This window comes from Flavobacterium foetidum (assembly GCF_004634245.1).
GTDB classification, from domain to species: Bacteria; Bacteroidota; Bacteroidia; order Flavobacteriales; family Flavobacteriaceae; genus Flavobacterium; species Flavobacterium foetidum.
In genome coordinates, this window is sequence record NZ_SJTF01000011.1 from 172,577 (window position 1) to 199,117 (window position 26,541).

A 26,541-nucleotide genomic window follows, 5' to 3' on the forward strand; every position below is an offset into this window, starting at 1 on the left:
ATTATGACATTATTCCAACTGATTAAGTCTGATTACAAAAAACACCTAAAATACGGAGGTAATTTTTTTGTTATTGTATTTTTCACACAGGGTTTTTGGGCGTCTTTTCATTATAGAATTTCTCATTACATTTACAAAAATGTCAAATGGAAAATCTTTCGTTTTCCTTTATTACTTTGGGTTTTAATAAATCAAAAAATTATTGAAGTTTTAACAGGAATATCTATTCCGGCTTCTGTAACCATCGGCCATTCTTTTTATATCGGCCATTTTGGAGGGATAATTATAAATGCAAATGCGGTTATCGGGAATAATTGCAATATTTCGCAAGGTGTTACAGTTGGTGTTTCTGGCCTTGGAGAAAAACGAGGCGTTCCTATTTTAGGGAATAATGTGTATATTGGAGCAAATGCGGTTATTGCCGGCAAAATTATATTGGGTAATGATGTTTTAGTGAGTGCATGTTCGCTAGTAAAAGACAGTTTTCCAGATTTTTCTATAATATCTGGAGTTCCAGCTGTTGTAATTTCACAAAAAGGATCAAAAGGATATATATGAAATTATTAATTGTATCAACTGCTACGATAATTTACAAAGAAAAGCAAGCTTTTGCCTACGCACCTTATGTAAATGAACTAGTTATTTTAAAAAAAAATGCATTCGAAATTGATTTTTGCTGTCCGGTCTGGGAACAGGAAAATGGACTTTTGATTACTCAAATTCCGTTTGAAATTGCTCATCATTTTAAACTTATTGATTCAAATTTGAAAACATTGAAAAATGCGATTAAATCTTTTTTCAACGTTTTTTATAACCTTGTGATTTTGTTTAAGGCAATGAGAAAGGCAGACCATATTCATTTGCGATGTCCAGGAAATATCGGCTTACTCGGGAGTTTCGTCCAGATTTTTTTTCCACATAAAACAAAAACCGCAAAATATGCCGGTAATTGGGATCCTAAAAGCAAGCAGCCTTGGAGCTACAGATTACAGAAATATATTTTGAGCAATACTTTTCTAACCAGAAAGATGCAGGTTTTGGTTTATGGTGAATGGAAAAATCAATCAAAAAATGTAAAATCCTTTTTTACGGCAACTTATTCGGATGCAGAAAAAATCCAAATTCAGAAGCAGGAATTAAACGAGAAGATAAAATTCATTTTTACAGGAAGTCTGGTGTCAGGAAAAAATCCGATGTATGCTTTATTGCTTGTCAATGAATTGCTGAAAAAAGATTTTAAAGTACAATTTGATTTATTTGGTGAAGGACCAGAAAGAGCTGCTCTTGAAAGTTTTATTACAGAAAACAAATTAGAGCAATCCGTTTTTTTACATGGTAATCAAAACAAAGATGTTTTAAAAATAGCGTATCAAAAGAGCCATTTTGTAATTTTACCATCAAAAAGCGAGGGCTGGCCTAAAACAATCGCAGAAGGTATGTTTTGGGGGTGTGTTCCTGTTGCAACTGCTGTTTCATGTGTTCCTTATATGTTAGATTATGGTAATAGAGGAATTTTATTAGAAATGAATTTAGAAAAAGATTTGCAGGCAATTGAGCAAATGCTCTTAAATGAAAAGTATTTTTTATCTAAAAGTAAATTGGCATCAGAATGGTCAAAAGATTATACAACAGATATTTTTGAAGCAGAAATTAAAAGGCTTTTGGTTAAATGAGAGTTGCACAAATTATAGATTCCTTAGAGGCTGGAGGAGCAGAAAGAATGGCAGTGAATTACGCTAATTCTCTATCAGGTAAAATAGATTTTTCAGGACTGATATCGACAAGAAAAGAAGGTGTTCTAAAGGAAAAATTGTACAAAGAAGTTCCTTATTTTTTTTTAAAAAGAAATAAAACTATCGATATTCCGGCAATTTTTCGTTTAAGGAAATATCTAAAAACAAATCAAATTGATATTTTACACACACATGGTTCATCATTTTTTATTGCTGTGTTCGTAAAACTAACAATGCCAGCAATAAAAATTATATGGCATGACCACTATGGCACAAGAATTAAGGAAACAAAAAAACAGAATAGGGTTCTGATTTCTTTATCGGTATTTTTTTCTTCCATTTTTGTGGTAAATCCGAAGCTAGAAGAATGGAGTAGAAAAAACATGAAATGCTCTAGTGTAACTTTTATACCCAATTTTGCTAATGTGGATATATATGAAAAAACGACAGAATTGAAAGGAGATGCAGGAAAAAGAATCGTTTTTTTGGCGAACTTAAAGAACCCAAAAAATCATATCTTGATTTTAAAAGCATTTCAAGATTTAAGATTAAATGATTTGGGATGGAGTTTGCATTTGATCGGAAAAGATTATTTTGATGATTATTCCAATACCATCAAAAATTTCATTAATACATATTCTTTAGAGCATAGTGTATATTTGTATGGAGTAAGAAATGATATTGGCTATATCTTATCTCAGGCTTCAATAGGAATTTTGTCTTCTACAGAAGAAGGTTTTCCTGTTGCTTTGCTAGAATATGGAGAAAAAGAACTTGCTGTAGTTTCTACTAGTGCAGGATACTGTTCTAAAATTATTGAACATGGTTTTAATGGCTTATTATTTGATCCTTTTTCGAACTCTCAAGTAAAATTGCAATTGTCAGCACTCATTAATAACGAATCTTACAGAAGGGATTTAGGAAAGAATTTAAAAGAAACAATTTTAAAGAATTACGCCGCAGAAATTGTTATAAATAAAATCACTTCTGAGTACAAAAAAATAAAGAAATGAAAAGTAGTAAATTGCATGTTTTTCTTATTTTAAGTCATGTCTTTATTGCTGTGGCAATTTTTGCATTACCTTTTTTATCTAAAATCTACAGCTTTTTGATTTTAGTTTTTGGGCTTTCAATTATTTTTATCAATAAAAATAAAAATAATGAAGTGTTATTGGTAAGTGCTTACATGGTGGGAGTGGAAGTCTTTTTACGGATGACGGGTGGAAATTTTAATAATGAATATGTGAAAGTCTGTCTCATATTTTACATGTTTTTAGGCATGATCTATAGTAGTTTTTCTATAAATGCCTTTATTTATTTATTGTTTTTTCTTCTTCTTGTACCTAGTGCTGTGTTGGCCACAACGTTAGATAGTTTTAATGTAAACATAAGAAAAATTTTAATGTTCAATTTATCAGGGCCTGTATGTCTGTTTTTTTGTGCAGTTTACATGATAAAGCGTAGAATTTTGCTTTCTGATTTACAGAATATTTTAATAATAATGGGACTTCCAATTATAACCACTACCGTATATTTATTTTTGTATAATCCCAGTGTAAAAGATGTGGTAACTGGAACACAATCTAATTTTGAAACTTCTGGAGGATTCGGTCCTAATCAAGTTTCTACCATTTTAGGGTTGGGTATTTTCATTTTTTTCACACAACTAGTTTTATTTTCCAAGTCAAAAATGACAATGCTTTTAAATGTAAGTTTGCTAATTTTTATAAGTTACCGAGCTATTGTAACATTTTCCCGTGGAGGTGTTTTAACAGCTGTTGGAATGATTATTTGCTTATTATTTGTGGTGTATTTTTTCTCTAACCAAAAAGGGAGGTCTAGATTTAGTGTGGTTTTTTTTATGACGAGCCTTATAGCTATCGGAATCTGGACGTACAGCTCTTTGCAAACTAATGGTTTAATCGAAAAACGGTATGCTAATAAAGATGCACTTGGAAGAGAAAAAGCAGACCGTTTAGGAGGAAGAGAGGAAATTATGAATGAAGAAATTAAGTTGTTTATTGATAATCCCCTTTTAGGAATAGGGGCTGGAATGAGTAAGTCAAAAAGAATGGAAACTACAGGTGATGAAGTCGCTTCTCATAATGAAATAACAAGACTGCTTTCAGAACATGGTCTTTTCGGAATTCTTGCTTTTTTAGTGCTTTTTATTACACCCCTTATGCTTTATGTAAATAATAGGCAGCATCTTTATTTTTTGTCATTTTTTGTTTTCTGGCTGTTAACAATCAATCACGCTGCAATGCGAACTGCAGCACCCGCTTTTGTGTATGCTCTTACACTTCTTTCAGTGGTTGTTAAAAATCCAGAAAAAGCATAGTGTTTTATAGATTTTCTTGAATTTTTTACGATACATTTGCTGCTAATAAAATGACTCCCAAACATTTTAACACATGCCTGCAAAAAGAAGAATACATTTCGAAATTTCTGAAAGGAAAGTTTTGCTCCATCTCTGTGATGCAGTATTTATTTTGTCTTTTCTCTACCTGCTGAGTTTATTTTTTGAATTCCATTATTTTGAATGGAGTACCGAAAAATTTTTAAAAAGTCTTTTGCTTATTTCTTATGTATACATTTTCGGAACTATATTCGAAATGTATAATCTTCAGACTGCTAGCAGCCAGCTTCAAATACTCAGAAGTGTTATTCTTTCTTCTATTACAGCTTCTACTTTTTATCTGTTTACTCCCGTGCTTTCGCCTGAATTGCCTAAGCAGCGAATTGTAATTCTGATTTTTTACTTTGCGGTTCTTAGCGCACTTTTAGCCTGGCGTTTTTTCTATGTCTATTTTCTCGCTTCTACTCGTTTTTCACAAAATGTAGTTTTGATTTGTGATGAAAGTCAAGTCGAAGAATTGGTTCTCGGATTAGAAAGTGTAGATCCGCATTACAAAATTATTGGTTTTGTAAATTCAGATTCTGAGTCAGTTGCCAATAGTGACTTTCACTATGTAAAAGAAATCAAAAAGAAAAATCTTGAAAGTTTTACTGCTTCAAACAATGTTTCGGAAATTGTAATTGCATCGCAGAAAACAGACGGAATTACAGCAGATTTATACCAGCAACTGCTTCATTTATTAGAATCGGGTTATGTTATTAGAGAATATACTCAGGTTTACGAAAGCAAGACACAACGAATTCCGGTGCATTACATTGGTCGGGATTTCTATCGTTTTTTCCCCTTTAGCAGAAGCAATAATAACAGACTGTATCTGATCCAGATTCGATTAATGGAGTTTTTTCTCTCTGTTTCGGGTTTAATAATCTGTTTTCTTTTTATTCCAATAATTTATGTCGGAAATCTGATAGCAAACAAAGGTAGTTTGTTTTACACACAAGATCGAGTAGGAAAAAACGGTGTTGTTTTTAAAATCTATAAGTTCAGAACAATGGTTGAGCATTCTGAAGCTAATGGAGCGGTATTTGCTTCTTCTAATGATAAAAGAATTACGCCTTTTGGTAAATTTTTACGCAAATCGAGACTCGACGAACTTCCGCAGTTTTTTAATGTTCTAATAGGCGATATGGCTGTAATTGGTCCAAGACCCGAACGTCCGTTTTTTGTCGAAGAAATTGCTGCTCTGATGCCTTTTTATGAAACTCGCCATGTCATAAAACCTGGACTTACAGGCTGGGCACAAGTAAATTATTCGTACGGAGAATCTATAGACGAAAGCTTGGTTAAACTTCAATACGATTTATATTACATCAAACACAGAAGCGTTTTTCTTGATTTGAGCATCACTTTCAAAACCATTACTACTGTTTTGTTTTATAGAGGTCAATAGATTTTTTTAGATGATAATTGGTATTGGCTTTTTGTTTCGGATTGCAGTTCGTACTAAAAGCACGCCGCTTGTGATGATTAACGGCAAAGTGATGAAGAAATGTGCTTTATTAATCAAAAATAAGAAGTAAACTACCAAAAGGACAAAGTTGATTAATGAAAATCGATAAGTCCATAATTTGTTTTTGAGAATCGAAAACAAAACGAGAATCAATAAAAATGGACTGAATAACAATATGTTATAATTCATTGCCAGTTCTTGGTGGAATGAATAAAATCCCATCACCACAAAGAAGATTCCAATTAAAGACAGGATTGTAAAATAAATTTTATCAACTGTTTTATTTCTGGCAAAAATTACAAAAAGCAATATAAAGAGATAAGTATAAACGTTGTTCCACCAAGATTTCGGAGTCTCTTTTTCAAACTCTAGCAATGTTTTGCTTTTTGCTGCAAGAGGTTTATTTTGAAAAGTAGTTTTGTCTAAACTGTTTTTAAGTTCAAAAGGAAGGAAAATTCTCGTTCCCATTTGGTCTACTTTTGTTCCGAAAATAATACTGGTTCCTAATTGGTCATAAAAATGACCGTTAAAATAAGGAAACAGAATCGAACGATAGGTTTTGTCTGCATCTTCCTTCTTTACAATTACATTTCCGTTTAATGTTTTATTTACGATATCAACCACCATCGAAGTGCAGTTTTTATCAATGAATTTATAAGTATAATAACGGTCTTCAGAGGCTAGTACAGCATTTAATTGATCAAAAAGCTTTTGTTTTAAATCTTGAGAAATTAAAAGTTCTTGCTCAAAAATGCTTCTCTTCTCATAAGTGTATTCGTTAAAAAAATCTGCATACGAATGCACTGTAGCAAAATATTGTAAATCGCCTTTTGCAAATTTCAGCACAAAATTCGGAGTTCTGAAGTCAAAAGCTCCGTAATTATACACGACATCAAAATTATTTTCAGGGTCAGAAACTCTTATGCCGGTGTGTCCGAAATAAGAATAAGTTTCATTTCCTAATCCGCAAGTTAATATACTTATTTTGGCATCTTTAGATAAAGGTAAACTTTGGCTAAAACCAATAAAGCTAGATAAGAATAAAATAAAAAGTGCTTTTTTGAATACAGTTTTCATGATTTAATTTTTTAAAGATTTATGGTTTTAATATTACCTAAAGACTCCTAAATCTACTTTCAACGAAAAAATGTTAGAATATAATGCAGTGCTTTGATTTCCTAAATCGGTCAAAGCATAATCAATCTGGATTCCTTTGTATCTAAATCCTAATCCGATGTTAGGCTGAAAACTTAATTTTTCACTATTATCGAGTTGCGTTACATTCTGAAAGTTTCCTGCGCCGGCTCTTAAGAAAACCAAATCGGTATAACCAAATTCAAACCCTAGAGCTGGGTCTATACTTACTACTTTTGATGAAATAATATCATTTGTTTGTTCAAATCGCATATTTAGATTCGCAGCGGTTACAAGACTGTAATCATTATGAAAATCAAATCTTTTTGAAACTCCCAATTGTGCTTTTGGCAGAGTTATTTCGGTGCTTTCAGGTAATTCATTGTTTTCTCCCGGAATTGCATCAGAGATTTTTTTGTATTCTTCTTCATCAATATTCCAAATATTGTAAGTAGTGGTAATATCGCGAAGCATTAAACCGAATTTCCAGTCGTTTCTTTCAAACTGAAGTCCGATATCAAATCCGAATCCCCATGAGTTGGCAAATTTCCCGATAACTCGTCGAATTACTTTGGCATTAACACCATACTGAAATCCGTCCACAGGAAGTTTTCTGGCGTACGAAAAAGTAAATCCGTAATCTGCTGTAGAAAACAATCGAATTCTATTGTAATCGATATTACCCTGACTGTCGATTAGTTGCGTCGTATCCATAATGTCATCGACTCCAAAACGGATCATCGAAATTCCCCACGCACTTCTGTCGTCAATCGGGCTTGCGTAGCCTATGTAATCGTACTGCGCAATATTGGCAAAATAACTCGCGTGCATCAAGGCAAGCTGATGATCTTCAAGATTGGTTAGGCCGGCCGGATTCCAATAAACGGCATTTACATCGTTTGTAGAAGCGGTTACGGCGCTCGACATCCCTAGCGCTGCAGCATCAACTCCAATATTCATGAATTCATTCGAATATTTTCGAACCGTTTGTGCGTACGGAAAGGTAAAACTCCAAAAGAGTAAAAATGCAAAGATTTTTTTCAACGTATCTATTTTTGCAGATTGAGGTCTGTTCTAATTTTTATCAAAAATAGAATATTTTAATTATCTAATTCAATTATTATAAAAGTTAAGTTTTGTGATTTTTTAGGCGATTCGAATTTTGTAGACCCAAATGCGAATTTTGTTACATCAAAGTGTGAACTTTTCTACCAAAATGTCGCTTATTTATACGAAATTTGTCCTTCACAATTTATCAAATCAAATCATGAATATTAAAAAGCATATTCCAAATCTAATTACATTATTGAATCTTTTCTGTGGCTGTGTTGCCGTTGTATTTGTGTCTATGGCAAATAGCGGACAAGATTCTGTTTATTTTCTTATGGCTTTTTATATGGTATGTTTAGGAATCTTTTTTGATTTTTTTGACGGATTTTTTGCCAGATTGTTCAAAGTTTCAAGCCCGCTCGGACTGCAGCTAGATTCTTTGGCAGATATGGTGACCAGCGGTGTAGTGCCAGGATATGTGATGTATAGTTTGTTTGAAAGAAGCGGTCATCAAATTGGTGGTCAGGCGGCCATACCTTTTTTAGGATTTGTCATCACTTTAGGGGCTTGCTACAGATTGGCTAATTTTAATATTGATACCCGTCAGACAGATTCATTTATTGGTTTACCTACTCCTGCCAATGCATTGTTTATTTTGAGTTTACCTTTGGTTATAGATTTTTCTGATTCTCTAATAATGCTAGAAATTTTAACCAATGAATGGGTTTTATTACTGATAACAATTTGCAGCGCTTATGTTATGAATGCCGAAATTCCGTTATTTTCTTTAAAGGTTAAGAAATTCAGCTTAAAGGAAAATGCGCTTCAAATTGTATTTTTGATAGTTTCTGTACTAATGGTCGTTTTGTTGCAATACATTGCAATTCCGCTAATTATTGTTTTTTACGTGTTGTTGTCTGTTGTCAATAATCTCTTTTTAAAAAAGTAATTTAGCTGAATGGCAAAAAAAACGACTTATCGTAAAACATATTCTAGAAAACCAGCAGGAAGTTCTTTTCTGGGCAGGATTTTTAGAACACTTTCTCTGCTCTTTTTTACGGCACTCTTTATTGGCGTAATCTATCATTATCGCCACGGACTTGCTTATTACCTTGGTTTTAAATCAGAAAAAGTTATAGGAGAAGACGAAGTCGAGAAGCATCTTTCTGATGTTCGGAATATTCGTGTTTTGGAAAATCACAAAGGCAAAGTGATCGGAATCGACGTATCTGAATTTCAAGGAAAAGTCGACTGGGAAGAGATTGAGATTTTAGAAGATAAATATCCTGTACAATTTGTTTTTATACGCGCAACGGCAGGAAATGATAGAGTCGACCGCCAGTTTAAGAAAAACTGGACAGGCGCAAAAGAAAACAAGATTATGCGCGGCGCTTACCATTATTACCGTCCAAACGAAAATTCAATCGAGCAGGCAGATCTTTTTATTAAAACCGTAAAATTGGAAAAGGGCGATCTTCCGCCGGTTTTGGATATCGAAAAACTTCCCAAGAATCAATCTTTAGACAGTTTGAAAAAAGGTTTAAAACGTTGGTTGCTTAAGGTTGAAAAACATTACCAGGTACGTCCGATTATTTATTCAGGAGAAAGATATTATTCTGATTTCTTAAAAGAAGAATTTGGAGACTATTTGTTTTGGATAGCCAATTATAATTTCTACAGAGAAAAAATTGAAGATGACTGGCTGTTTTGGCAATTTACAGAAAAAGCTTCTTTGCCAGGAATTAAACATCGTGTTGATGTTAATATTTACAACGGCGATATTGAGCAGTTGCAGTTTATTACTGTAGAATAGTGTTCAGTGTTCAGTTTTTTAGTGGTCAGCCCTAAAAAAAAAGTTCAGTATTTAGAATTTTAGTGTTCAGTCTTTAAGGATTCAAAAAGAAAATCAGTTTTTTAGTATTCAGCTTCAAACTGATGACTAAAAAACTGACTACTAAATATAACTGATTACTTAAAATCTGACCACTGAATACTAAAACTCCAGTTTCTTTTTTCGAAGCTCGAAGTTTTGTCCAAGATATACACGACGAACCATTTCGTCTTCTACCAATTCTTCTGGGACACCCGCTTTTAGGATTCCTCCTTCAAACATTAGGTATGTTTTGTCGGTAATGGCCAATGTTTCCTGAACGTTGTGGTCGGTAATCAGGATTCCGATGTTTTTATTTTTAAGCTGGGCTACAATTCTCTGAATGTCTTCAACCGCAACTGGGTCGACTCCTGCAAAAGGCTCATCTAATAAGATAAATTTCGGGTCGGTTGCCAATGCGCGAGCAATTTCAGTACGACGGCGCTCACCTCCCGAAAGTAAATCGCCTCGGTTGGTTCGAATATGTTCTAAGCTAAATTCTTCGATTAAGCTTTCCATTTTAGCAATTTGAGCTTCTTTAGAGAGTTTTGTCAATTGCAAAACGCTCAGAATGTTGTCTTCAATACTTAATTTTCTAAAAACAGAAGCTTCTTGCGCTAGATAACCAATTCCTTGTTGCGCACGTTTGTACATCGGATAATCGGTAATATTCAAATCATCAAGATAAATGTTTCCCTGATTTGGTTTTACCAATCCCACAATCATGTAGAAAGACGTTGTTTTTCCGGCTCCATTCGGCCCCAAAAGCCCAACGATTTCTCCTTGATTTACCTCAACAGAAATTCCTTTTACAACACTACGTCCTTTATAGGTTTTGATTAAATTATCGGCTCTTAGCTTCATTTTTAATTAGATAATTAGATAACTTGAAAATGAGATAATTAATACTAGCTCAGATTTAATTTGTTAATTTGATTTGAAAGGCAAAATAAATGTAAAATAATCAATCCGATAAATGAATTAACAAATTATTGCGTTTTCAAATTTAGAATTTGTTCTTCAGTATTGAATAATTAGCGTATTTCAAGAAATTATCTAATTATCAAATTGGCACATTTTCTAATTATTTACCCGCTTCTTCTAGAGCTTCCCAGAATTCGTAAGCTCTCCTTAAATGCGGGATTACGATCGTTCCTCCAACAAGAGTTGCGATTCCCATTGCTTCCATCATTTCTTCCTTAGAAACGCCTTCTTTGTAACTGGTTTCTAAATGGTATTTTACACAGTCGTCGCATCGTAAAACTGTAGAAGCTACTAAGCCTAAAAGTTCTTTTGTTTTTACATCAAGAGCTCCCGGTGCGTATGCGTTGGTATCAAGGTTAAAAATACGCTTTACAATTTTGTTGTTATCTGCGAGTAATTTTTCGTTCATTTTAGAACGATAATCGTTGAATTCTTGAATTAAATCAGACATTTTCTTTTAATTTATTTTTATAAACAACCTTCGAAATCCAGATGCTGAGTTCGTAGATAATTAACATCGGAATCGCTACAATAGTCTGGCTCACAACATCTGGTGGCGTAACAATTGCAGCAATAATTAAAATAAGAACTACTGCGTATTTCCAGTATTTTCTTAAGAACTCAGGCGTTACCAGCCCCAGTTTTGTTAAGAAGTAAATGATAATCGGAAGTTCGAAAAACAGTCCGCTGGCTAAAATACTCGTTTTTACCATTCCCATATACGAATCAAGGGTAAACTGGTTTACCACAACGTCACTAATAGAAAAAGTCGCAACGAAATTTACAGACATCGGGATTACTACATAATAGCCAAAAATTACTCCTAAAAAGAATAATAACGAAGAAGTAAAAATGAATATTTTAGCATTTTTTCTTTCTTTTTCATACAAAGCTGGACTAATGAATTTCCAGATTTCCCAGAGTATAAAAGGAAAACTCAGGATAAATCCAGCCAGAATACACATCCAAACAAATATGTTAACCTGACCTTCCATTTCAGTATTCTGAATAATGAAATTAAGTTCTGTGATGCAAATGCTGTCTGCAAAACCCAGCTGATGCGATAAATCACAAAACCAGACATAAGTAAAAAATGTGGGTCTTGTTGGGCCGAGGATGATTTCGTCAAACAAATAATCACTTATAAAATAAGTCACAATAGCCATTACGATAACTGCAATTGTGCTTCTTACTAAAAGCCATCTTAGTTCTTCAAGATGGTCTAAAAACGACATTTCGTTTAGGTTTTTCTTTGCCATTATACGATTCCTTCTTTTAAAATGTCATGTAAATGCAATATTCCTTTGTATTGGCCATTGTCTGCCACAATCAATTGGGTAATTGAAAAGTCTTCTAGGATATTCAAAGCGTCTACCGCCATAGTTTCAGAAGAAACTATTTTCGGATTTTTGCTCATGATATCCTTTGCAGTCAAATCGGCAATAGTATCTCGGTCATTAAGCATTCTTCTAATATCTCCGTCAGTAATAATTCCGACAATTTTATCACTTTCTACAACAGCTGTAACTCCAAGACGTTTTTCCGAAATTTCGAAAATAGCCTTTTTTATAGAAGTTTCTGGCGTGACCATTGGTTTTAGCGAATGCTCAATCATGTCTTTTACACGCAACAATAGTTTTTTTCCTAAAGCGCCTCCTGGATGATAAAGCGCAAAATCTTCAGGCTTGAAATCACGCATTTCCATTAAGCAAACTGCAAGCGCATCGCCCATTACGAGTTGAGCCGTCGTACTGTTTGTAGGGGCCAAATTGATAGGGCAGGCCTCTGTGTCAACGGTAGTATTTAAAATATAGTCTGAGCCTTTTGCTAAAGATGAAGTAATGTTTCCAGTAATGGCAATCAATGTATTTCCGAAACGTTTCAATAATGGAATAAGAACTTTGATTTCAGGACTGTTGCCGCTTTTAGAGATACATATTATAACATCGTCGTTTTGAATCATTCCTAAATCACCATGAATAGCCTCTGATGCGTGCAGGAACATAGAAGGTGTTCCGGTCGAATTAAAAGTGGCTACCATTTTTTGCGCAATGATGGCGCTTTTTCCGATACCTGTAACGATTAATCGCCCTTTTGATTCGTAGATGCGCTGAACTGCTTCGTTGAAATTTTCATCTAGATAATCAATTAGTTTTGTAATTGCTTCACTTTCAGAGAGGATTGTTTTTTTGGCGATTGCCAGTATATTTTCTTTTGTAATCAAAACAGAATATTTAAAATTTGTAGGTATAAAAGAAAGTTGTATCTTTATGTGTTGCAAATTTATACAAATTACCATTAATATAGAGAATGAATTCAAACGAAATTGAAATACATAAAGAATTAAAGAAGTATTTCGGCTTTAGCCAATTTAAAGGCTTGCAGGAGCAAGTCATTACGAGTATCTTAGATGGAAAGAATACTTTTGTAATTATGCCGACAGGTGGTGGAAAGTCTCTTTGTTATCAATTACCCGCTTTAATTCAGGATGGAACAGCAATCGTTGTTTCTCCGTTAATTGCTTTGATGAAAAATCAGGTCGATGCCATTCGAAGCCTTTCTTCAGAAAACGGAATTGCACATGTGTTGAATTCCTCTCTTACAAAAACAGAAATTGCACAGGTTAAAAAAGATATCACTTCAGGTTTAACCAAACTTTTATATGTAGCTCCCGAATCTTTAACAAAAGAAGAGTATGTTGCTTTTTTGCAAAGTGTGCCAATCTCATTTGTAGCTATTGATGAAGCTCATTGTATCTCAGAATGGGGACATGATTTCAGACCTGAATACAGAAATTTAAGAAGTATTATTAAGCAGTTAGGAAAAGTGCCTATCATTGGGCTTACTGCAACTGCAACTCCAAAGGTTCAGGAAGATATTCTAAAGAACCTTGATATGTCTGATGCTAATACTTTTAAAGCGTCATTCAACAGGCCTAATTTATATTATGAAGTACGCACTAAAACAAAAAGTATCGAGTCTGATATTATTCGTTTTATAAAACAGCATAAAGGAAAATCAGGAATTATTTATTGCCTGAGCCGTAAAAAAGTAGAATCGATTGCCGAAGTTCTACAAGTAAACGGTATCAGTGCGGTTCCTTACCACGCAGGTTTAGACGCTAAGACCCGCGCCAAACATCAGGATATGTTTTTGATGGAAGATGTTGAGGTTGTGGTGGCAACTATAGCATTCGGAATGGGAATTGACAAGCCTGATGTTCGTTTTGTAATTCACCACGATATCCCAAAATCACTAGAAAGCTATTATCAGGAAACAGGACGTGCAGGGCGAGACGGAGGAGAAGGACACTGCCTTGCTTATTATTCTTATAAGGATGTAGAAAAGCTGGAGAAATTTATGTCTGGAAAACCGGTTGCTGAACAAGAAATTGGTTTTGCTCTTTTGCAGGAAGTTGTGGCTTACGCCGAAACCTCTATGTCGCGCAGAAAGTTTCTTCTTCATTATTTCGGAGAAGAATTTGACAGCGAAACAGGCGAAGGCGCCGATATGGACGACAACGTACGTAATCCTAAAAACAAAATAGAAGCTAAGGACGAAGCAGTCAAATTGCTAGAAATCGTACGAGATACCAAACATATTTACAAATCAAAAGAAATTGTGTTTACTTTAATCGGTCGTGTAAATGCCGTTATTAAAGCACACAAAACAGATACGCAACCTTATTTTGGTTCAGGATCAGAACATGACGAAAAATATTGGATGGCACTTTTAAGACAGGTTTTGGTTTCAGGCTATTTGTCTAAAGATATCGAAACCTATGGTGTAATTAAAATTACACAGCAGGGATTGGATTTTATTAAAAACCCAGTGTCGTTTATGATGTCTGAAGATCATGAATATACTGAAGCAGATGACGAAACAATCGTAACAGGGGCCAAAGGTTCTGGCACTGCCGATGAAGTACTGACTGGCATGTTGCGTGAACTTCGTAAAAAAGTAGCCAAAAAACTAGGTGTGCCGCCGTTTGTGGTTTTTCAGGATCCTTCTCTTGAGGACATGGCGCTTAAATATCCAATTACCATAACCGAATTATACAATATTCATGGTGTCGGTGAAGGAAAAGCCAAAAAATATGGAAGCGAGTTTGTAGCCCTAATCAGCCGATATGTTGAAGACAACGATATTATTCGCCCAGATGATCTTGTAGTAAGGTCTACAGGCGTTAATTCTGCTAATAAACTCTACATTATTCAGAATATCGACAGAAAATTGTCTCTAAATGATATCGCATCCGCGAAAGGTTTGACCATGGATGCTCTTATTAAGGAAATGGAACAGATTGTATATTCTGGAACGAAGCTGAACATAAAATACTGGATTGACGATATGCTTGACGATGATCAGCAAGAAGAAATTTATGATTACTTCATGGAATCAGAATCGGATAAGATTGAAGATGCACTAAAAGAATTCGATGGCGATTACGATATTGATGAATTACGTTTAATGCGTATTAAATTTATTAGTGAAGTTGCTAATTAAATTCCAATTTTTAGAAATTCCAAATTCCAATCTTTTAAGGGAATATTCAAATAAAAATTCCAAGTTCCAGTCTTCTATAGCATTGGAATTTGGAATTTTATTTTTTTTGGAATTTTACTCAGCATAAACTTCCCCTCGATGCGGTTTCAAAGCATCTCTTACCTGAATCATATTTTCATCAGTAACTACCATAAAAGCGGTTGCGTGCATCTCATTTAGAATTGAAAAGCCAGTAATGTTTAATGGAAGTTTTTCAATAACTATATATTCTTTCAAATGAATTTCATGATGCTCGGCGGTCTTGGCTGAAGCGGGTCCGCGGAAATCCCAAATTAGTTTTATTTTTCTAGACATTATTTTATAGGTGCAAAGGTTCAAGTGACAAAGGTACAAAGTCTTTCTTAAAGGTTCTAGGCTTCTGAGATGCTAAGGTTCTAAGTTTTTTGCTCTAGAAAGGCACCGCAGTGTGTCTAACTACTCGTAAGGGAATCATTTTATCCAAATAATCTGTGGCTAAAAGAATAATCATAAAATCTGTTTGGATCTGTCCTAATCTGCGTGCAAATTTTACAGTAAATATAAAATCTCATTTCAAAATAGTACTTTTGCATGTTCTTTTCATAGAAAGAAAAGCTAATAGAATAAAAAAGACAAAATGCCGAAAGAACTTTTACTTCAAGTTACACCTGAAATTGCTGCAAACGAATCATTGCTAAAAGACCATTTGTCTAAGCAGATTAAAGTTTCTCCACAAGAAATTCAGCATGTTTCTATTCTAAAACGCTCTATTGATGCACGTCAGAAAGCGATTAAAATCAACTTGAAAGTGGTTATTTATTTAAAAGGCGAACCTTTTCAGGAAACTAAACTCGAACTTCCAAAATATAAAGACGTCTCAAACGCACAAGAAGTTATTGTAGTTGGAGCTGGTCCGGCGGGGCTTTTTGCCGCATTGCAATTAATTGAATTAGGCTTAAAGCCAATTGTGCTCGAAAGAGGAAAAGATGTTCGAGGGCGTCGTCGTGATTTAAAAGCAATTAATCGTGAACATATTGTAAACGAAGATTCGAATTATTGTTTTGGTGAAGGTGGAGCCGGAACTTATTCTGACGGGAAACTTTATACACGTTCCAAAAAACGAGGAGATGTTACCCGAATTTTAGAACTTCTGGTGGCTTTTGGCGCTTCATCAGCTATTTTGGTCGAAGCGCATCCGCATATTGGAACAAATAAACTGCCTAAAATTATTGAGGATATCAGAGATAAAATTAGGGAATTTGGTGGACAAGTTTTATTTGAAACCCGCGTTGATGATATCTTAGTAAAAAATAATGAAGTACAAGGAATCGTAACACAGAACGGAGATAAAATTCATGCTAATAAATTAATTTTGGCAACAGGGCATTCGGCCCGCGATATTTTTGAATTATTAAACAGAAAGAAAATTTTAATTGAAGCAAAACCTTTTGCTTTAGGTGTTCGTGCAGAGCATTCACAAGAATTGATTGATAGTATTCAGTACAGTTGTGATTTCCGTGGCGAACATTTGCCACCAGCGCCATATTCTATCGTAAAACAAGTCAACGGACGTGGAATGTATTCGTTTTGTATGTGTCCGGGAGGTGTAATTGCGCCTTGTGCTACAAGTCCGGGAGAAGTGGTTACAAACGGTTGGTCGCCATCAAAACGTGATCAGTCGACAGCAAATTCAGGAATTGTGGTCGAATTAAAATTAGAAGATTTTAAACCTTTCGCAAAATTCGGAGCTTTGGCAGGAATGGAATTTCAAAAAAGCATAGAACAAAAAGCATGGCATTTGGCTGGACAAACTCAAAAAGTTCCGGCGCAGCGAATGATAGATTTTACTCAAAATAAAGTTTCAGCAGATATTCCGAAAACATCTTATGTTCCGGGAACAACTTCGGTCGAATTAGGACAGGTTTTTCCGGGTTTTCTAACGCAGATTATGCGTCAGGGATTTCAGGAATTTGGCAAATCAATGCGAGGTTATTTAACCAACGAAGCCATTTTACATGCGCCAGAAAGCAGGACCTCATCACCCGTAAGAATTCCGAGAGACCCTGTGACTTTAGAACATTTGCAAATAAAAGGATTGTACCCTTGCGGAGAAGGAGCAGGTTATGCAGGCGGAATTATTTCTGCGGCAATTGACGGCGAAAAATGTGCGTTGATGATTGCTGAGTCCTTGAAATAATTGCAAAATAGATTTTTTCGGATAATTAAATTTTGTAATATATTTATTGCTTTGTTTAACCCGTTGGGTGTAATTAAAAAATAAAAGCATTTTAACACATAGAAGCATAGTTTTTTGTGCCAAAAACAGAAAATGGAAGAAACAAGTTTCCACACATAGCTAAACTATGTGCATTTAGAGTAGTGAAACGCCTTTTTTAAGTTTAGTTAAACTATGTTTCTATGTGTTGAAAATAATTTCACCCGACGAGTTGCTTTGTTTAATCAATATATGCCTAATGAAAAGCCTATTCTCAAATTTATTTAATAGAAACAACGATCCAGAATCAATAATATCTTTCGATGTTATCAACCCAATATATTCTTATTTGTACAACCAGCAGGGAAGTTTTGAATTTAAGGTTAAAGGAATTCAGGATCAGGTCTGGGTTAATTTATTTTATTTCCCAGGCTCGTTTGATCATGATGAAGCGAGAAAAGAAATTAGAAAAGCAGGTTTTACTAATTCTTATGAAGTTTTAAATGAACTTTATAAAAAGGTCGATATTGGAACGCTGACTCCAGAAATGATTGAAGAAGGTTTAGAATATGATTTTATTCATATCCAGTTTTATTCGGAACCGACAAAAGAAGTCAAGCAATATTTTAAGCGTACGATGAATAATTTTGTCATTTTATTCTGTTGTACGAACAGTCTCGAAATAAACGATTTCAAAATCTTATATTCTAGCACGCACTTTACCGATTATACCAAAGGTTTGCTGGATATGGAACAACTGGACTTCAATAACCCTAAAAACGAAACTCAGAAAATAGGCGTTAAGGATTTTAAACTGGTTTTACAGGGAATCTGCGAATATCTGGATATCGAGATCCCGAAAACGGTTGAACTGCCTTCAAATGAAAGTTTGATAGAATTTGAAGAAGTGACTGAAAAGACTTTCGAAGAATTTATAAACTTGGTTTCAAGAGGAGATTTTGAAGAAGAAGAGCTTAAAGAGCAATCTAAAATGTTGTTTGAGAATTTCAAAAGGCCAGAAGAAGATTATTACGATATCATAGAAGGACATTTTGAGTTTTTTGAAAGCATAGATGCTTGGAATAGCGACTGGAAATTTGATCCGGAAGATGCAGAATATTTTATTTCTGAAATGATTGGAGAAGATTTGAATTTTGAATATCCTGAAGAAACCTACAGCCACGATTTGTTTCCGTATATACAAACAGCTTTAGAAAAACACGGACTTGAGTTGATGAGTTACAATACAAACGGAGATAATTACCTGTTTTTTGTCGCCAATAAAAATGAGGTCAGCAGAATTTTAGAATTGTCAGAATTAACGAAGATTGAAATTGACCAGCTTTAGAAAGATAGCCACGAATTACACTAATCTGCGTTAATTAATTTAAATTTAAAAACAAAGTGAATGAAAACTGAAGCTCATTTACTAGGTTTATTATTTTGGTTTTAAGTGAAATTAAAAAGCATTTTCTTAACATAAAAGCCACCATAAAGTAAGGTAGTTGAGTTTTCCGTCTTTAAAATAAAATAGAAAAGCATCGTCACTCTGATTGTTTAAATAAAATCTAAATCGAACTTCGTTTGGATAATCAGTTTTTTCCATTTCTATATTCGGAAACTTGCTTCTAAACTCTTTTACCGTTGTGTCTTTATTTAATTTGATATTGTGCGAAATAATTTCAAAAGTATTATTGTCAGCAGAACCTGTGTCAAATAATACGATATGATTATTGGTCGCAAAATCAATATTTTGGCTGTATATGCTCGTTATTTCCCCGTTGAATTTGGGAAATAGTCCTGTTTCTTTATTTTTTTTACCATATGTTTTAGTCATCCATTTTTCGTCTAACCATTCAAACGGACTGCCGCATTCCCAAAGCCGTGTTTTTGTAGAATCAATGTGCGTATAAATTGATTCAAATTCATCTTTTGTCAATATTACTTTATGATTATTGATTAAGACGTTTTCTTTTTCAAGAAATTTCGAATCGTAAATTGATTTATCTTTTTCTTTAGGCTCTGTAGATGTAGTAACTTTTTGTTTGGTTTCAATAATCTTTTTAGGCTCTTTTACTTTTTTATTGCAACTATTACAGGCTATTAATATTGTAAATAATAATAAAATTAAATGTCTTTTCATGTGTTTGATTATTGTTAAGCTTTGAAGGTCAAGAATCGCTTGGATAAGATTTAAATTAGATTTTAGGAAACTTCATATCATTAAAAGTACTTTTTTCTAAAGCCAGTTTTTCAACATCCTGCCATTTTCTCGGAGATTCCGCCGAAAGGTTTTCATAAGAATCTTTTTTGATTAAAATATCATCTTCAATTCTAACTCCGATATTCCACCATTTTTTATCACAAGTGCTGTTTGCGGGGATATATATTCCGGGTTCAACAGTAATAATCATGTTTTCTTTTAGGGTTCCCATATAATCTCCTTTGTCGTGAACATCTAAACCTAAAAAGTGCGAACAGCTATGCGGATAGTAGATTCTAACATCTTTAGCATCGGTTATTATTCCGAGTTTTAGCAGTCCTTTTTCAATTACTTCACGAGCTCTTTTGTTTACATCCTGAAAAGGAGTTCCTTCTTTGCAAAGCTTAAAAACTTCTTCTTGTGCATCATAAACCAATTGATAGATTGCTTTCTGTTCTTCCGTAAATTTCCCGTTTGCAGGAACAGTTCGGGTCACATCGGCAGAATAACCGTGGTATTCAGAACCAACATCCATCAACAAAAGCTGATTGTCAATTTTTACGGCATTGTTTTCTCCGTAATGCAGAATACAGCCATTTGCTCCAGCGCCAACAATCGGCGGATAACCTTCATCTTCGGCACCATAATGTCTGTGAATGTATCTGTGGATTCCGTCTGCTTCATTTTCGCTCATATCCGGGCCAACCGCTTTCATTACTTCGTTGTGGGCAATGCAGGAAAGTTTAACCGATTTTCGCATTAAATCTATTTCTTCAGGAGTTTTTATTTCTCTTAAAGAATTCGTGATCGTATTGAAAAGCAATACAGGAGCTTCATCATCAGTTTTAATCGAAGCTTTAGATTTGAACGATTCAATTAAACCGAAAAGATCAAAACCTGATTTGTTTTTTCCAAGATCTGTTGGAATTTTATCGTAGATAATTTTGTCAAATTTTTTAAAGTCAATGGCAAAAGCATTAAAATCTTTTCCGTTATAAACAGTGGTAAAACCTAATTTAGATTTGGCGCCTTCAACACCCAGACGTCTCCCTGTCCAGGTTTCCTGAGCAGCATTTCTTTCTCTCACAAAAAGAGCTTCAGTATATTTTTCGACTCCTTGTGGTTCTTTAAAAAGCAACAAAACAGCATCCGGTTCTTTGTAGCCAGTTAGATAATACAGATCAGGATTTGCGTGGTAATTATAATTGATGTCTTTTGAAAACACTCGTTCGGGATAAGAAAAAACTATCGCAACCGAATTGGCGGGCATTAAATTTCGAAAAGCGTCACGGCGGCCTTTGTGAAATTCTTTTGAAAGGAAATCTGTTGGCAAATTTTCCTGTGAATGGATTTCGGAAAAGCTAATAATAAAGGCAAACAATAACAGTAATTGTTTCATTGTTTTTTGATTTTTGGTTGATGATTTTGGTTTTGATTCCTGAAAATTACAAAAAAATGCATTTGCTTAATTGAATTTAAATGTTTGACCTCTAAAAAAATAAATAAAGTGTAGTAACTTACATATATAAAAATTCCCATTCAAAAAACTAAAACCTGAAACTAAGGCATGAATATTGAGAAACGGAATATTTATAATCTTCAAAAACAAATAAGAATAATCTTTTAAAACAAAAAAAAATGAAAAAATACACACTCGCAGTCGTTTCGGTTTTGACTTTATTTTTTGCTTCATGCAATGCATCAAAAGAAGCTTCAAATGCAGGAAATCTATTTGATACCACTTGGCAATTAGAATATATTTCCGGACCAAGAATTGCTTTTGATGGATTGTACCCGAATAAAAAGCCACAGCTTACTTTTGACCAAAAAGAAACCAGAGTTTACGGTAATAACGGATGTAATGGTTATAGTGCTCCATATACTTTAAAAGGAAAATCTTTGACTTTTGGCGAGGCTGGACCAACAACCATGATGTTTTGTGATGGTGGAGGAGAGCAGGAATTTTTGAAACAAATAAAACAAGTTACGAGTTATTCAATTGATAAAGATGGAAAACTGAATTTAATTAATGGAGATGTTCCAGTAATGCGATTCAAAAAAGTAGCAAAACAATAGTTTCGTCTAAAATGGATCAACGAATAAATAGGCCACATGAAATAGTGAACAGCTTATTTAGATTTTTGTTACTCTACTTATTTTAATTAGGGCCCCAGAGGGGCAAAATATTTATAGAAATAAAAAGATCCCAATAGGAAAGCTCCAGCGGAGCGGCATATTTTACCATTACGAAAAAAAACATGCCGCTCCGCTGGAGCTTTTTTTATCAATCATAAATACATTTTCTATAATTATTTTGCTCTCCGAAGCGTGCTTTTTTAAAATTAAATAAGCTGCTCGATATATTTTGAACAGCTTATCTTTTACATTGAAACTTTTAATGCTTTTTAAGTTTATCCTTGAAAACCTTTTCAAATTTTTCCAGCTTTGGCTGGATTACCATTTTACAATACGGCTGATTTTTATTGTTTGCATAATAGTTTTGATGATAATCTTCGGCTTTGTAAAAAGCTTTTAAAGGTTCTACTTTGGTCACAATCGGATTGTTGTATACTTTGGCTTTGTTGAGTTCGGCTATAATAAGTTGTGCCGCTTTTTTCTGTTCTTCGTTTTTATAGAAAATCACCGAACGATATTGCGTTCCGACATCAGCGCCTTGACGGTTTAAAGTCGTTGGGTCGTGAACGGTAAAAAACACTTTAAAAATTTCATTAATGTCGGTCACAGTCTTGTCATACGTAATCTGAACAACTTCTGCATGTCCAGTTGTTCCGGTACAAACTTCCTCGTACGTTGGATTGGCAACTTTGCCTCCAGAAAAACCTGAAACGACAGATTTTACACCATCCAAATTTTCATAAACAGCTTCAACGCACCAATAACAACCACCGCCAAGCGTAATGGTTTCTAAGTTAGATGCTTTTTTATTCTGCGCAATGCCATTCAGCGAAAGCGAAATAAAACATATTAAAAGTATATTTTTCATAATAAATTATTTAGAGTCGGGGATAAAATCAAGGGCAATCGAATTCATACAATATCGTTTTCCGGTAGGCTCTGGACCATCATCAAAAATGTGACCTAAGTGTCCGCCGCAACGCCCGCAAAGTGTTTCGATTCTTTCCATTCCAAGAGAATTATCATCTTTAAAGACAATGCTTTTTTTATTTTCCTGTTCATAGAAACTCGGCCAGCCGCAGCTGCTTGAGAATTTTGCAGTAGACCTAAAAAGTTTATTGCCGCAAGAAGCGCAATAATAAGTTCCCTTTTCATCCGTATTCCAATATTTTCCGGTAAAAGGCCTTTCGGTGTCGGCTTCACGCATAACAGCGTAAACATCTTCTGGTAAAACCTTTTTCCATTCGGCATCACTTACGTTTAGTTTTGTAGTGTCTGTATTAGAATAATACGGATTGTTTGGTTTGCTGATGACATTTTTGGCAGCAGTAGGTTTTGTATAATTTTTATTGTTTTGTCCGCAGGCTTGCAAAATAAAAAGCGGTAGTAAAAAACAAAGACTCAGAAATTGTGTTTTAGATTTCATAAACAAATAGTGGATTTTGTATTAAATCAGTATTCTTTAGGATTTTGAATATATCAAAGATACGTTGAGATTTAGCTCGAAATACTGAGTTTGAAATAATTGAGATTTTTTTAAGTGTGTTTTAACTTTTTATTAGTTACGTAAATAAAGTGAATCTAGTTTTTATGTCTTAATTTTAACAGCTTTTAATTTTTAACGTGATTTATAATGTTGTAAATCAGAAAAATAGAAATTGAGTTACGAGTTGGCATTTTTACAATTTTGATTAGGATTTTTAAGCCATTTCTTTTTTCGTATTTTTGTTTGCTTAAGAAGACTTATGACAGAAGAAAACGTAATATTAGTTAATCAGAATGATGAGCAGATTGGCTTAATGCCAAAGTTAGAAGCACATGAAAAAGCGCTTTTGCACCGTGCATTTTCTGTTTTTGTTTTAAATAAACAAAATGAAATCATGTTGCAGCAGCGAGCGCATCAAAAATACCATTCACCTCTGCTCTGGACAAACACTTGTTGCAGTCATCAGCGCGAAGGAGAAACCAATATCGAAGCGGGAAGCAGAAGATTGTTTGAAGAAATGGGATTTAAAACAGACTTAAAAGAACTGTTTCATTTTATTTACAAAGCACCTTTTGACAACGGACTGACAGAACACGAATTGGATCATGTAATGATTGGGTATTATAACGAAGATCCAAACATTAATACCGAAGAAGTGGAAGACTGGAAGTGGATGAAGATTGAAGATGTAAAAGCAGATATCGAAAAACAGCCCGAAATATATACGGTTTGGTTTAAAATAATTTTTGATGAATTTTATCATTATCTAGAAGATCATAAACTTTAACCCAAACGAACCAAAAGCCTAAATGAGAGTAACCATATCAAGAAAAGCACATTTTAATGCTGCACATCGGCTGCATCGAAAAGATTGGTCATTTGAAAAAAACGATGCTGTTTTTGGAAAATGCAACAATCCTAATTTTCATGGTCATAATTATGGTTTAACAGTAAGTGTTACAGGAAAGATTGACCCAGAAACTGGTTTTGTTTTAGATGTGAAAGTATTGGCAGATATTATACGAGAAGAAGTAGAAATTCCGTTTGATCACAAAAATCTAAATCTGGATGTTCCCGAGTTTTTAGATTTGAATCCAACCGCAGAAAATATTGCTGTTGTGATATGGAATAAGATTAGAAAAAGAATTCATCCCGACTTTGATCTGGAAGTCGTGCTTAATGAAACGGATCGCAATTTTGTAACTTATAAAGGAGAATAAAAAAATGTCATTAAAAATAGGAGATATAGTTCCGAATTTTACTGCAAAAGACAATAACGGAGAAACTTTTGAAAGCCAAAGCGTTTTAGGAAGAAAGCCTGTGGTGATTTATTTTTACCCAAAAGATAATACGCCTGGCTGTACAACAGAAGCCTGCAGTTTTCGGGATCAATATGAAGATTTTAAAGATTTGGGAGCTGAGGTAATCGGGATTAGCAGTGATAGTGTAAAATCGCATCACAAATTTGCTGCTAAACATCAATTGCCTTTTATTTTGCTTTCTGATCGAGATAAAAAATTAAGAAAGCTTTTCGGTGTCCGCAATAATTTGTTCGGACTTTTGCCGGGCCGTGTTACCTATATTATTGATAAGAACGGTTTGGTCATTTCGATATTTGACAGTGTTAATGCCGCAAAACACATTCCGAAAGCACTGGAAACAGTAAAGGAGTTGGTTTTGTAAATGAGAAACAATAAACAGAATTTAATTAAAATACAAGCCCAAGAAAATGAATAAGAATTTATACCCATTACAATTTGAACCGATTTTAAAGGAAAGAATCTGGGGAGGAGAAAAACTAAAAACAGAATTAAATAAACCTATTACTTCTAAGATTACTGGCGAAAGCTGGGAATTGTCTACTGTAGAAGGAGATATAAGCGTTGTTGCAAACGGAGATTTGAAAGGAAAATCCTTAATGGAACTGATCGATCAGAACCCAAACGAAATTTTAGGAACTAGAGTTTATGAGCGTTTCGGAAAACAGTTTCCGCTGCTTTTTAAATATCTTGACGCTAGAGAAGACCTTTCAATTCAAGTTCACCCAAACGATAAATTAGCCAAAGAGCGTCACAATTCATTTGGAAAAACCGAAATGTGGTACGTCATGCAGGCAGATGCAGATGCTAGGATTATTGTTGGTTTTAAAGAAGATTCAAGCAAAGAAGAATATTTAAAACATTTAAATGATAATACTTTGGTATCAATCTTAGATGACGTAAAAGCAAAAGCGGGAGATGTTTTCTTTTTAGAAACAGGAACAGTTCATGCCATTGGTGCTGGTTTGGTTGTTGCCGAAATTCAGCAGACTTCTGATATTACGTATAGATTGTACGATTTTGACCGTGTAGATGCTCAGGGAAATAAAAGAGAGTTGCATGTAGATTTAGCGCTTGATGCAATCAATTATAATAAGGTAGATACACAGAAAAAATACGGGTCTAAAGTAAATACTTCTAATACGGTTGTAGATTGTCCTTATTTTACAACGAATTTTGTTTCTTTAGAAGATAAAATTGAAATTTCTAAAACAGGAGAGACTTTTACAGTTTATATGTGTATAGAAGGAACTTTTGATATTGAATATAATGGATTTAAGCAGTCCTACAAAAAAGGAGATACCGTTTTGGTTCCAGCTGCGATAAATGCATTTAATTTGAGCGGAAAAGCTTCAATTTTAGAAATTTACATTTCTTAACATATATTCTCAAGATTATATGTACTTTTGCAGACGCAAATTAAAATTATAAATAAAAATGGCAAACGTTAAGAATTTAAAGAAAGACATCAACTTTGTGTTGGGAGATATTATTGAGGCAGTTTACTTGTTTGAGATGTCAACAACAGGAAATCCAACTCCAGAAACGAATGCTTTGGTTGATGAAGCTATTGCTGCATTTGATACTTTGATTACAAAAGTGAACGCAAAAAACGTTGAAAATAAAAAAGCGCACTTCAAACAAATAAATGCAGAATTGGAAGAAACTGCTAATCAATTGATTGAAAAAATAAACGCTTTGTAAGCAAAAAAAGTATAAAAAAAGTGCAAATTTATTTTGGGAAATTGAAAAACCGCTTTATATTTGCACCCGTAATGAGGCCGATGTAGCTCAGCTGGCTAGAGCAGCTGATTTGTAATCAGCAGGTCGTGGGTTCGAGTCCCTCTATCGGCTCAAACGGAAACCATTCACGAAAGTGAATGGTTTTTTTGCTTAAAATGAGGGGCAGTCTCATTTAAAATGAAATGTTCTTCAGAAAATGCCGATGTAGCTCAGCTGGCTAGAGCAGCTGATTTGTAATCAGCAGGTCGTGGGTTCGAGTCCCTCTATCGGCTCAA

At 34.2% G+C, this 26,541-nt stretch carries 27 protein-coding genes and 2 tRNA genes; 18 read left to right on the forward strand and 11 right to left on the reverse strand.

Annotation, left to right across the window (positions count from 1 at the left end):
* Positions 1-3 precede the first annotated feature (3 nt).
* From E0W73_RS15075 to E0W73_RS15095, 5 genes are all read left to right on the forward strand, one after another.
* The gene (locus tag E0W73_RS15075; RefSeq protein WP_135222882.1) at positions 4-558 is read left to right on the forward strand and encodes a serine O-acetyltransferase; all 555 of its coding nucleotides are present in this window, start codon (positions 4-6) and stop codon (positions 556-558) included.
* Positions 555-1,673 (forward strand): glycosyltransferase, encoded by a 1,119-nt coding sequence (locus tag E0W73_RS15080; RefSeq protein WP_135222883.1) that lies wholly within the window; start codon positions 555-557, stop codon positions 1,671-1,673. The genes E0W73_RS15075 and E0W73_RS15080 overlap by 4 nt, the downstream gene beginning before the upstream one ends.
* Positions 1,670-2,746 (forward strand): glycosyltransferase, encoded by a 1,077-nt coding sequence (locus E0W73_RS15085; RefSeq protein WP_135222884.1) that lies wholly within the window; start codon positions 1,670-1,672, stop codon positions 2,744-2,746. The genes E0W73_RS15080 and E0W73_RS15085 overlap by 4 nt, the downstream gene beginning before the upstream one ends.
* Positions 2,743-4,074, forward strand: coding sequence for an O-antigen ligase family protein (locus tag E0W73_RS15090; RefSeq protein ID WP_135222885.1), 1,332 nt, complete (start codon positions 2,743-2,745; stop codon positions 4,072-4,074). The genes E0W73_RS15085 and E0W73_RS15090 overlap by 4 nt, the downstream gene beginning before the upstream one ends.
* Positions 4,075-4,147: 73 nt before the next feature.
* Entirely contained in the window at positions 4,148-5,542 is a 1,395-nt protein-coding gene (locus E0W73_RS15095; protein ID WP_135222886.1) for an exopolysaccharide biosynthesis polyprenyl glycosylphosphotransferase, read from the forward strand.
* 6 nt (positions 5,543-5,548) lie between these two features.
* Here E0W73_RS15095 and E0W73_RS15100 read toward each other — a convergent pair whose 3' ends face one another.
* The gene (locus E0W73_RS15100) at positions 5,549-6,679 is read right to left on the reverse strand and encodes a lipoprotein N-acyltransferase Lnb domain-containing protein (RefSeq protein ID WP_135222887.1); all 1,131 of its coding nucleotides are present in this window, start codon (positions 6,677-6,679) and stop codon (positions 5,549-5,551) included.
* Between the two features lie 33 nt (positions 6,680-6,712).
* Positions 6,713-7,780 carry a putative type IX sorting system protein PorV2 gene (locus tag E0W73_RS15105; RefSeq protein ID WP_449404040.1) on the reverse strand — a complete coding sequence of 356 codons (1,068 nt, stop codon included), beginning with the start codon at positions 7,778-7,780 and terminating at the stop codon, positions 6,713-6,715.
* 223 nt (positions 7,781-8,003) lie between these two features.
* Between E0W73_RS15105 and E0W73_RS15110 the strand changes: the two genes are divergently transcribed.
* The gene (locus E0W73_RS15110; protein ID WP_135222888.1) at positions 8,004-8,735 is read left to right on the forward strand and encodes a CDP-alcohol phosphatidyltransferase family protein; all 732 of its coding nucleotides are present in this window, start codon (positions 8,004-8,006) and stop codon (positions 8,733-8,735) included.
* Positions 8,736-8,744: 9 nt separating this feature from the next.
* Positions 8,745-9,599: a glycoside hydrolase family 25 protein gene (locus E0W73_RS15115; protein WP_135222889.1), complete on the forward strand. Its 855-nt coding sequence runs from the start codon at positions 8,745-8,747 to the stop codon at positions 9,597-9,599.
* Between the two features lie 180 nt (positions 9,600-9,779).
* Here E0W73_RS15115 and lptB read toward each other — a convergent pair whose 3' ends face one another.
* The 4 genes from lptB to E0W73_RS15135 form a co-directional block, all read right to left on the reverse strand.
* On the reverse strand, positions 9,780-10,520 hold the full coding sequence (gene lptB, locus E0W73_RS15120; RefSeq protein WP_012022391.1) for an LPS export ABC transporter ATP-binding protein: 741 nt from the start codon (positions 10,518-10,520) through the stop codon (positions 9,780-9,782).
* Positions 10,521-10,740: 220 nt separating this feature from the next.
* Positions 10,741-11,091, reverse strand: coding sequence for a carboxymuconolactone decarboxylase family protein (locus tag E0W73_RS15125; RefSeq protein ID WP_135222890.1), 351 nt, complete (start codon positions 11,089-11,091; stop codon positions 10,741-10,743).
* Entirely contained in the window at positions 11,084-11,899 is an 816-nt protein-coding gene (tatC, locus tag E0W73_RS15130) for a twin-arginine translocase subunit TatC (protein WP_135222891.1), read from the reverse strand. The genes E0W73_RS15125 and tatC overlap by 8 nt, the downstream gene beginning before the upstream one ends.
* Complete coding sequence (locus tag E0W73_RS15135) at positions 11,899-12,864, reverse strand: KpsF/GutQ family sugar-phosphate isomerase (protein WP_162847716.1); 966 nt, start codon at positions 12,862-12,864, stop codon at positions 11,899-11,901. Before E0W73_RS15135 ends, tatC begins: the two co-directional genes overlap by 1 nt.
* An 86-nt stretch (positions 12,865-12,950) precedes the next feature.
* On the opposite strand from E0W73_RS15135, the gene recQ reads away from it, so the two are divergent.
* Positions 12,951-15,146 carry a DNA helicase RecQ gene (gene recQ / locus E0W73_RS15140; RefSeq protein ID WP_135222892.1) on the forward strand — a complete coding sequence of 732 codons (2,196 nt, stop codon included), beginning with the start codon at positions 12,951-12,953 and terminating at the stop codon, positions 15,144-15,146.
* Between the two features lie 114 nt (positions 15,147-15,260).
* Here the strand turns inward: recQ and E0W73_RS15145 are convergent, their stop codons facing one another.
* Positions 15,261-15,500, reverse strand: a complete 240-nt coding sequence (locus E0W73_RS15145) for a hypothetical protein (RefSeq protein WP_135222893.1) — start codon at positions 15,498-15,500, stop codon at positions 15,261-15,263.
* A gap of 301 nt (positions 15,501-15,801) precedes the next feature.
* Here E0W73_RS15145 and E0W73_RS15150 point away from each other — a divergent pair, with 301 nt between their 5' ends.
* Together E0W73_RS15150 and E0W73_RS15155 are read left to right on the forward strand one after the other, a co-directional pair.
* Positions 15,802-17,361: an NAD(P)/FAD-dependent oxidoreductase gene (locus E0W73_RS15150; protein ID WP_135222894.1), complete on the forward strand. Its 1,560-nt coding sequence runs from the start codon at positions 15,802-15,804 to the stop codon at positions 17,359-17,361.
* A gap of 277 nt (positions 17,362-17,638) precedes the next feature.
* Complete coding sequence (locus E0W73_RS15155) at positions 17,639-18,727, forward strand: DUF6630 family protein (RefSeq protein WP_135222895.1); 1,089 nt, start codon at positions 17,639-17,641, stop codon at positions 18,725-18,727.
* Between the two features lie 126 nt (positions 18,728-18,853).
* Here the strand turns inward: E0W73_RS15155 and E0W73_RS15160 are convergent, their stop codons facing one another.
* Complete coding sequence (locus E0W73_RS15160) at positions 18,854-19,522, reverse strand: hypothetical protein (protein ID WP_135222896.1); 669 nt, start codon at positions 19,520-19,522, stop codon at positions 18,854-18,856.
* 55 nt (positions 19,523-19,577) lie between these two features.
* A complete protein-coding gene (locus E0W73_RS15165; RefSeq protein ID WP_135222897.1) occupies positions 19,578-20,981 on the reverse strand; it encodes an aminopeptidase P N-terminal domain-containing protein in 1,404 nt (467 codons plus the stop codon).
* Between the two features lie 239 nt (positions 20,982-21,220).
* Between E0W73_RS15165 and E0W73_RS15170 the strand changes: the two genes are divergently transcribed.
* A complete protein-coding gene (locus E0W73_RS15170) occupies positions 21,221-21,658 on the forward strand; it encodes an META domain-containing protein (protein WP_135222898.1) in 438 nt (145 codons plus the stop codon).
* Positions 21,659-21,977: 319 nt separating this feature from the next.
* Here E0W73_RS15170 and msrA read toward each other — a convergent pair whose 3' ends face one another.
* Positions 21,978-22,586, reverse strand: a complete 609-nt coding sequence (gene msrA / locus E0W73_RS15175) for a peptide-methionine (S)-S-oxide reductase MsrA (RefSeq protein WP_135222899.1) — start codon at positions 22,584-22,586, stop codon at positions 21,978-21,980.
* 6 nt (positions 22,587-22,592) lie between these two features.
* On the reverse strand, positions 22,593-23,144 hold the full coding sequence (msrB, locus tag E0W73_RS15180; protein ID WP_135222900.1) for a peptide-methionine (R)-S-oxide reductase MsrB: 552 nt from the start codon (positions 23,142-23,144) through the stop codon (positions 22,593-22,595).
* A 319-nt stretch (positions 23,145-23,463) separates the two neighbouring features.
* Between msrB and idi the strand changes: the two genes are divergently transcribed.
* The 7 genes from idi (at position 23,464) to E0W73_RS15215 (ending at position 26,538) form a co-directional block, all read left to right on the forward strand.
* The gene (idi, locus tag E0W73_RS15185; RefSeq protein ID WP_135222901.1) at positions 23,464-23,991 is read left to right on the forward strand and encodes an isopentenyl-diphosphate Delta-isomerase; all 528 of its coding nucleotides are present in this window, start codon (positions 23,464-23,466) and stop codon (positions 23,989-23,991) included.
* A 22-nt stretch (positions 23,992-24,013) separates the two neighbouring features.
* A complete protein-coding gene (locus E0W73_RS15190; RefSeq protein WP_135222902.1) occupies positions 24,014-24,424 on the forward strand; it encodes a 6-carboxytetrahydropterin synthase in 411 nt (136 codons plus the stop codon).
* Between the two features lie 4 nt (positions 24,425-24,428).
* Positions 24,429-24,887 (forward strand): peroxiredoxin, encoded by a 459-nt coding sequence (locus tag E0W73_RS15195; protein WP_135222903.1) that lies wholly within the window; start codon positions 24,429-24,431, stop codon positions 24,885-24,887.
* A 46-nt stretch (positions 24,888-24,933) separates the two neighbouring features.
* Positions 24,934-25,902 (forward strand): type I phosphomannose isomerase catalytic subunit, encoded by a 969-nt coding sequence (locus tag E0W73_RS15200; protein ID WP_135222904.1) that lies wholly within the window; start codon positions 24,934-24,936, stop codon positions 25,900-25,902.
* Between the two features lie 58 nt (positions 25,903-25,960).
* A complete protein-coding gene (locus E0W73_RS15205; RefSeq protein ID WP_135222905.1) occupies positions 25,961-26,227 on the forward strand; it encodes a hypothetical protein in 267 nt (88 codons plus the stop codon).
* 76 nt (positions 26,228-26,303) lie between these two features.
* A tRNA-Thr gene (locus tag E0W73_RS15210) sits at positions 26,304-26,377 on the forward strand.
* Between the two features lie 87 nt (positions 26,378-26,464).
* Positions 26,465-26,538, forward strand: a tRNA-Thr gene (locus E0W73_RS15215).
* Positions 26,539-26,541: the final 3 nt, after the last annotated feature.

Bases quoted from the DNA above. Each gene is read 5' to 3' on its own strand.
- E0W73_RS15150 (WP_135222894.1), top strand. From the start codon at position 15,802: ATGCCGAAAGAACTTTTACTTCAAGTTACACCTGAAATTGCTGCAAAC.
- tatC (WP_135222891.1), bottom strand. From the start codon at position 11,899: ATGGCAAAGAAAAACCTAAACGAAATGTCGTTTTTAGACCATCTTGAA.
- E0W73_RS15095 (WP_135222886.1), top strand. From the start codon at position 4,148: ATGCCTGCAAAAAGAAGAATACATTTCGAAATTTCTGAAAGGAAAGTT.
- E0W73_RS15075 (WP_135222882.1), top strand. From the start codon at position 4: ATGACATTATTCCAACTGATTAAGTCTGATTACAAAAAACACCTAAAA.
- msrB (WP_135222900.1), bottom strand. From the start codon at position 23,144: ATGAAATCTAAAACACAATTTCTGAGTCTTTGTTTTTTACTACCGCTT.
- recQ (WP_135222892.1), top strand. From the start codon at position 12,951: ATGAATTCAAACGAAATTGAAATACATAAAGAATTAAAGAAGTATTTC.
- E0W73_RS15145 (WP_135222893.1), bottom strand. From the start codon at position 15,500: ATGTCTAGAAAAATAAAACTAATTTGGGATTTCCGCGGACCCGCTTCA.
- E0W73_RS15200 (WP_135222904.1), top strand. From the start codon at position 24,934: ATGAATAAGAATTTATACCCATTACAATTTGAACCGATTTTAAAGGAA.
- E0W73_RS15085 (WP_135222884.1), top strand. From the start codon at position 1,670: ATGAGAGTTGCACAAATTATAGATTCCTTAGAGGCTGGAGGAGCAGAA.
- msrA (WP_135222899.1), bottom strand. From the start codon at position 22,586: ATGAAAAATATACTTTTAATATGTTTTATTTCGCTTTCGCTGAATGGC.
- E0W73_RS15125 (WP_135222890.1), bottom strand. From the start codon at position 11,091: ATGTCTGATTTAATTCAAGAATTCAACGATTATCGTTCTAAAATGAAC.
- E0W73_RS15080 (WP_135222883.1), top strand. From the start codon at position 555: ATGAAATTATTAATTGTATCAACTGCTACGATAATTTACAAAGAAAAG.
- E0W73_RS15195 (WP_135222903.1), top strand. From the start codon at position 24,429: ATGTCATTAAAAATAGGAGATATAGTTCCGAATTTTACTGCAAAAGAC.
- E0W73_RS15160 (WP_135222896.1), bottom strand. From the start codon at position 19,522: ATGAAAAGACATTTAATTTTATTATTATTTACAATATTAATAGCCTGT.
- lptB (WP_012022391.1), bottom strand. From the start codon at position 10,520: ATGAAGCTAAGAGCCGATAATTTAATCAAAACCTATAAAGGACGTAGT.
- E0W73_RS15165 (WP_135222897.1), bottom strand. From the start codon at position 20,981: ATGAAACAATTACTGTTATTGTTTGCCTTTATTATTAGCTTTTCCGAA.
- E0W73_RS15090 (WP_135222885.1), top strand. From the start codon at position 2,743: ATGAAAAGTAGTAAATTGCATGTTTTTCTTATTTTAAGTCATGTCTTT.
- E0W73_RS15155 (WP_135222895.1), top strand. From the start codon at position 17,639: ATGAAAAGCCTATTCTCAAATTTATTTAATAGAAACAACGATCCAGAA.
- E0W73_RS15115 (WP_135222889.1), top strand. From the start codon at position 8,745: ATGGCAAAAAAAACGACTTATCGTAAAACATATTCTAGAAAACCAGCA.
- E0W73_RS15100 (WP_135222887.1), bottom strand. From the start codon at position 6,679: ATGAAAACTGTATTCAAAAAAGCACTTTTTATTTTATTCTTATCTAGC.
- E0W73_RS15170 (WP_135222898.1), top strand. From the start codon at position 21,221: ATGAAAAAATACACACTCGCAGTCGTTTCGGTTTTGACTTTATTTTTT.
- E0W73_RS15205 (WP_135222905.1), top strand. From the start codon at position 25,961: ATGGCAAACGTTAAGAATTTAAAGAAAGACATCAACTTTGTGTTGGGA.
- E0W73_RS15190 (WP_135222902.1), top strand. From the start codon at position 24,014: ATGAGAGTAACCATATCAAGAAAAGCACATTTTAATGCTGCACATCGG.
- E0W73_RS15110 (WP_135222888.1), top strand. From the start codon at position 8,004: ATGAATATTAAAAAGCATATTCCAAATCTAATTACATTATTGAATCTT.
- idi (WP_135222901.1), top strand. From the start codon at position 23,464: ATGACAGAAGAAAACGTAATATTAGTTAATCAGAATGATGAGCAGATT.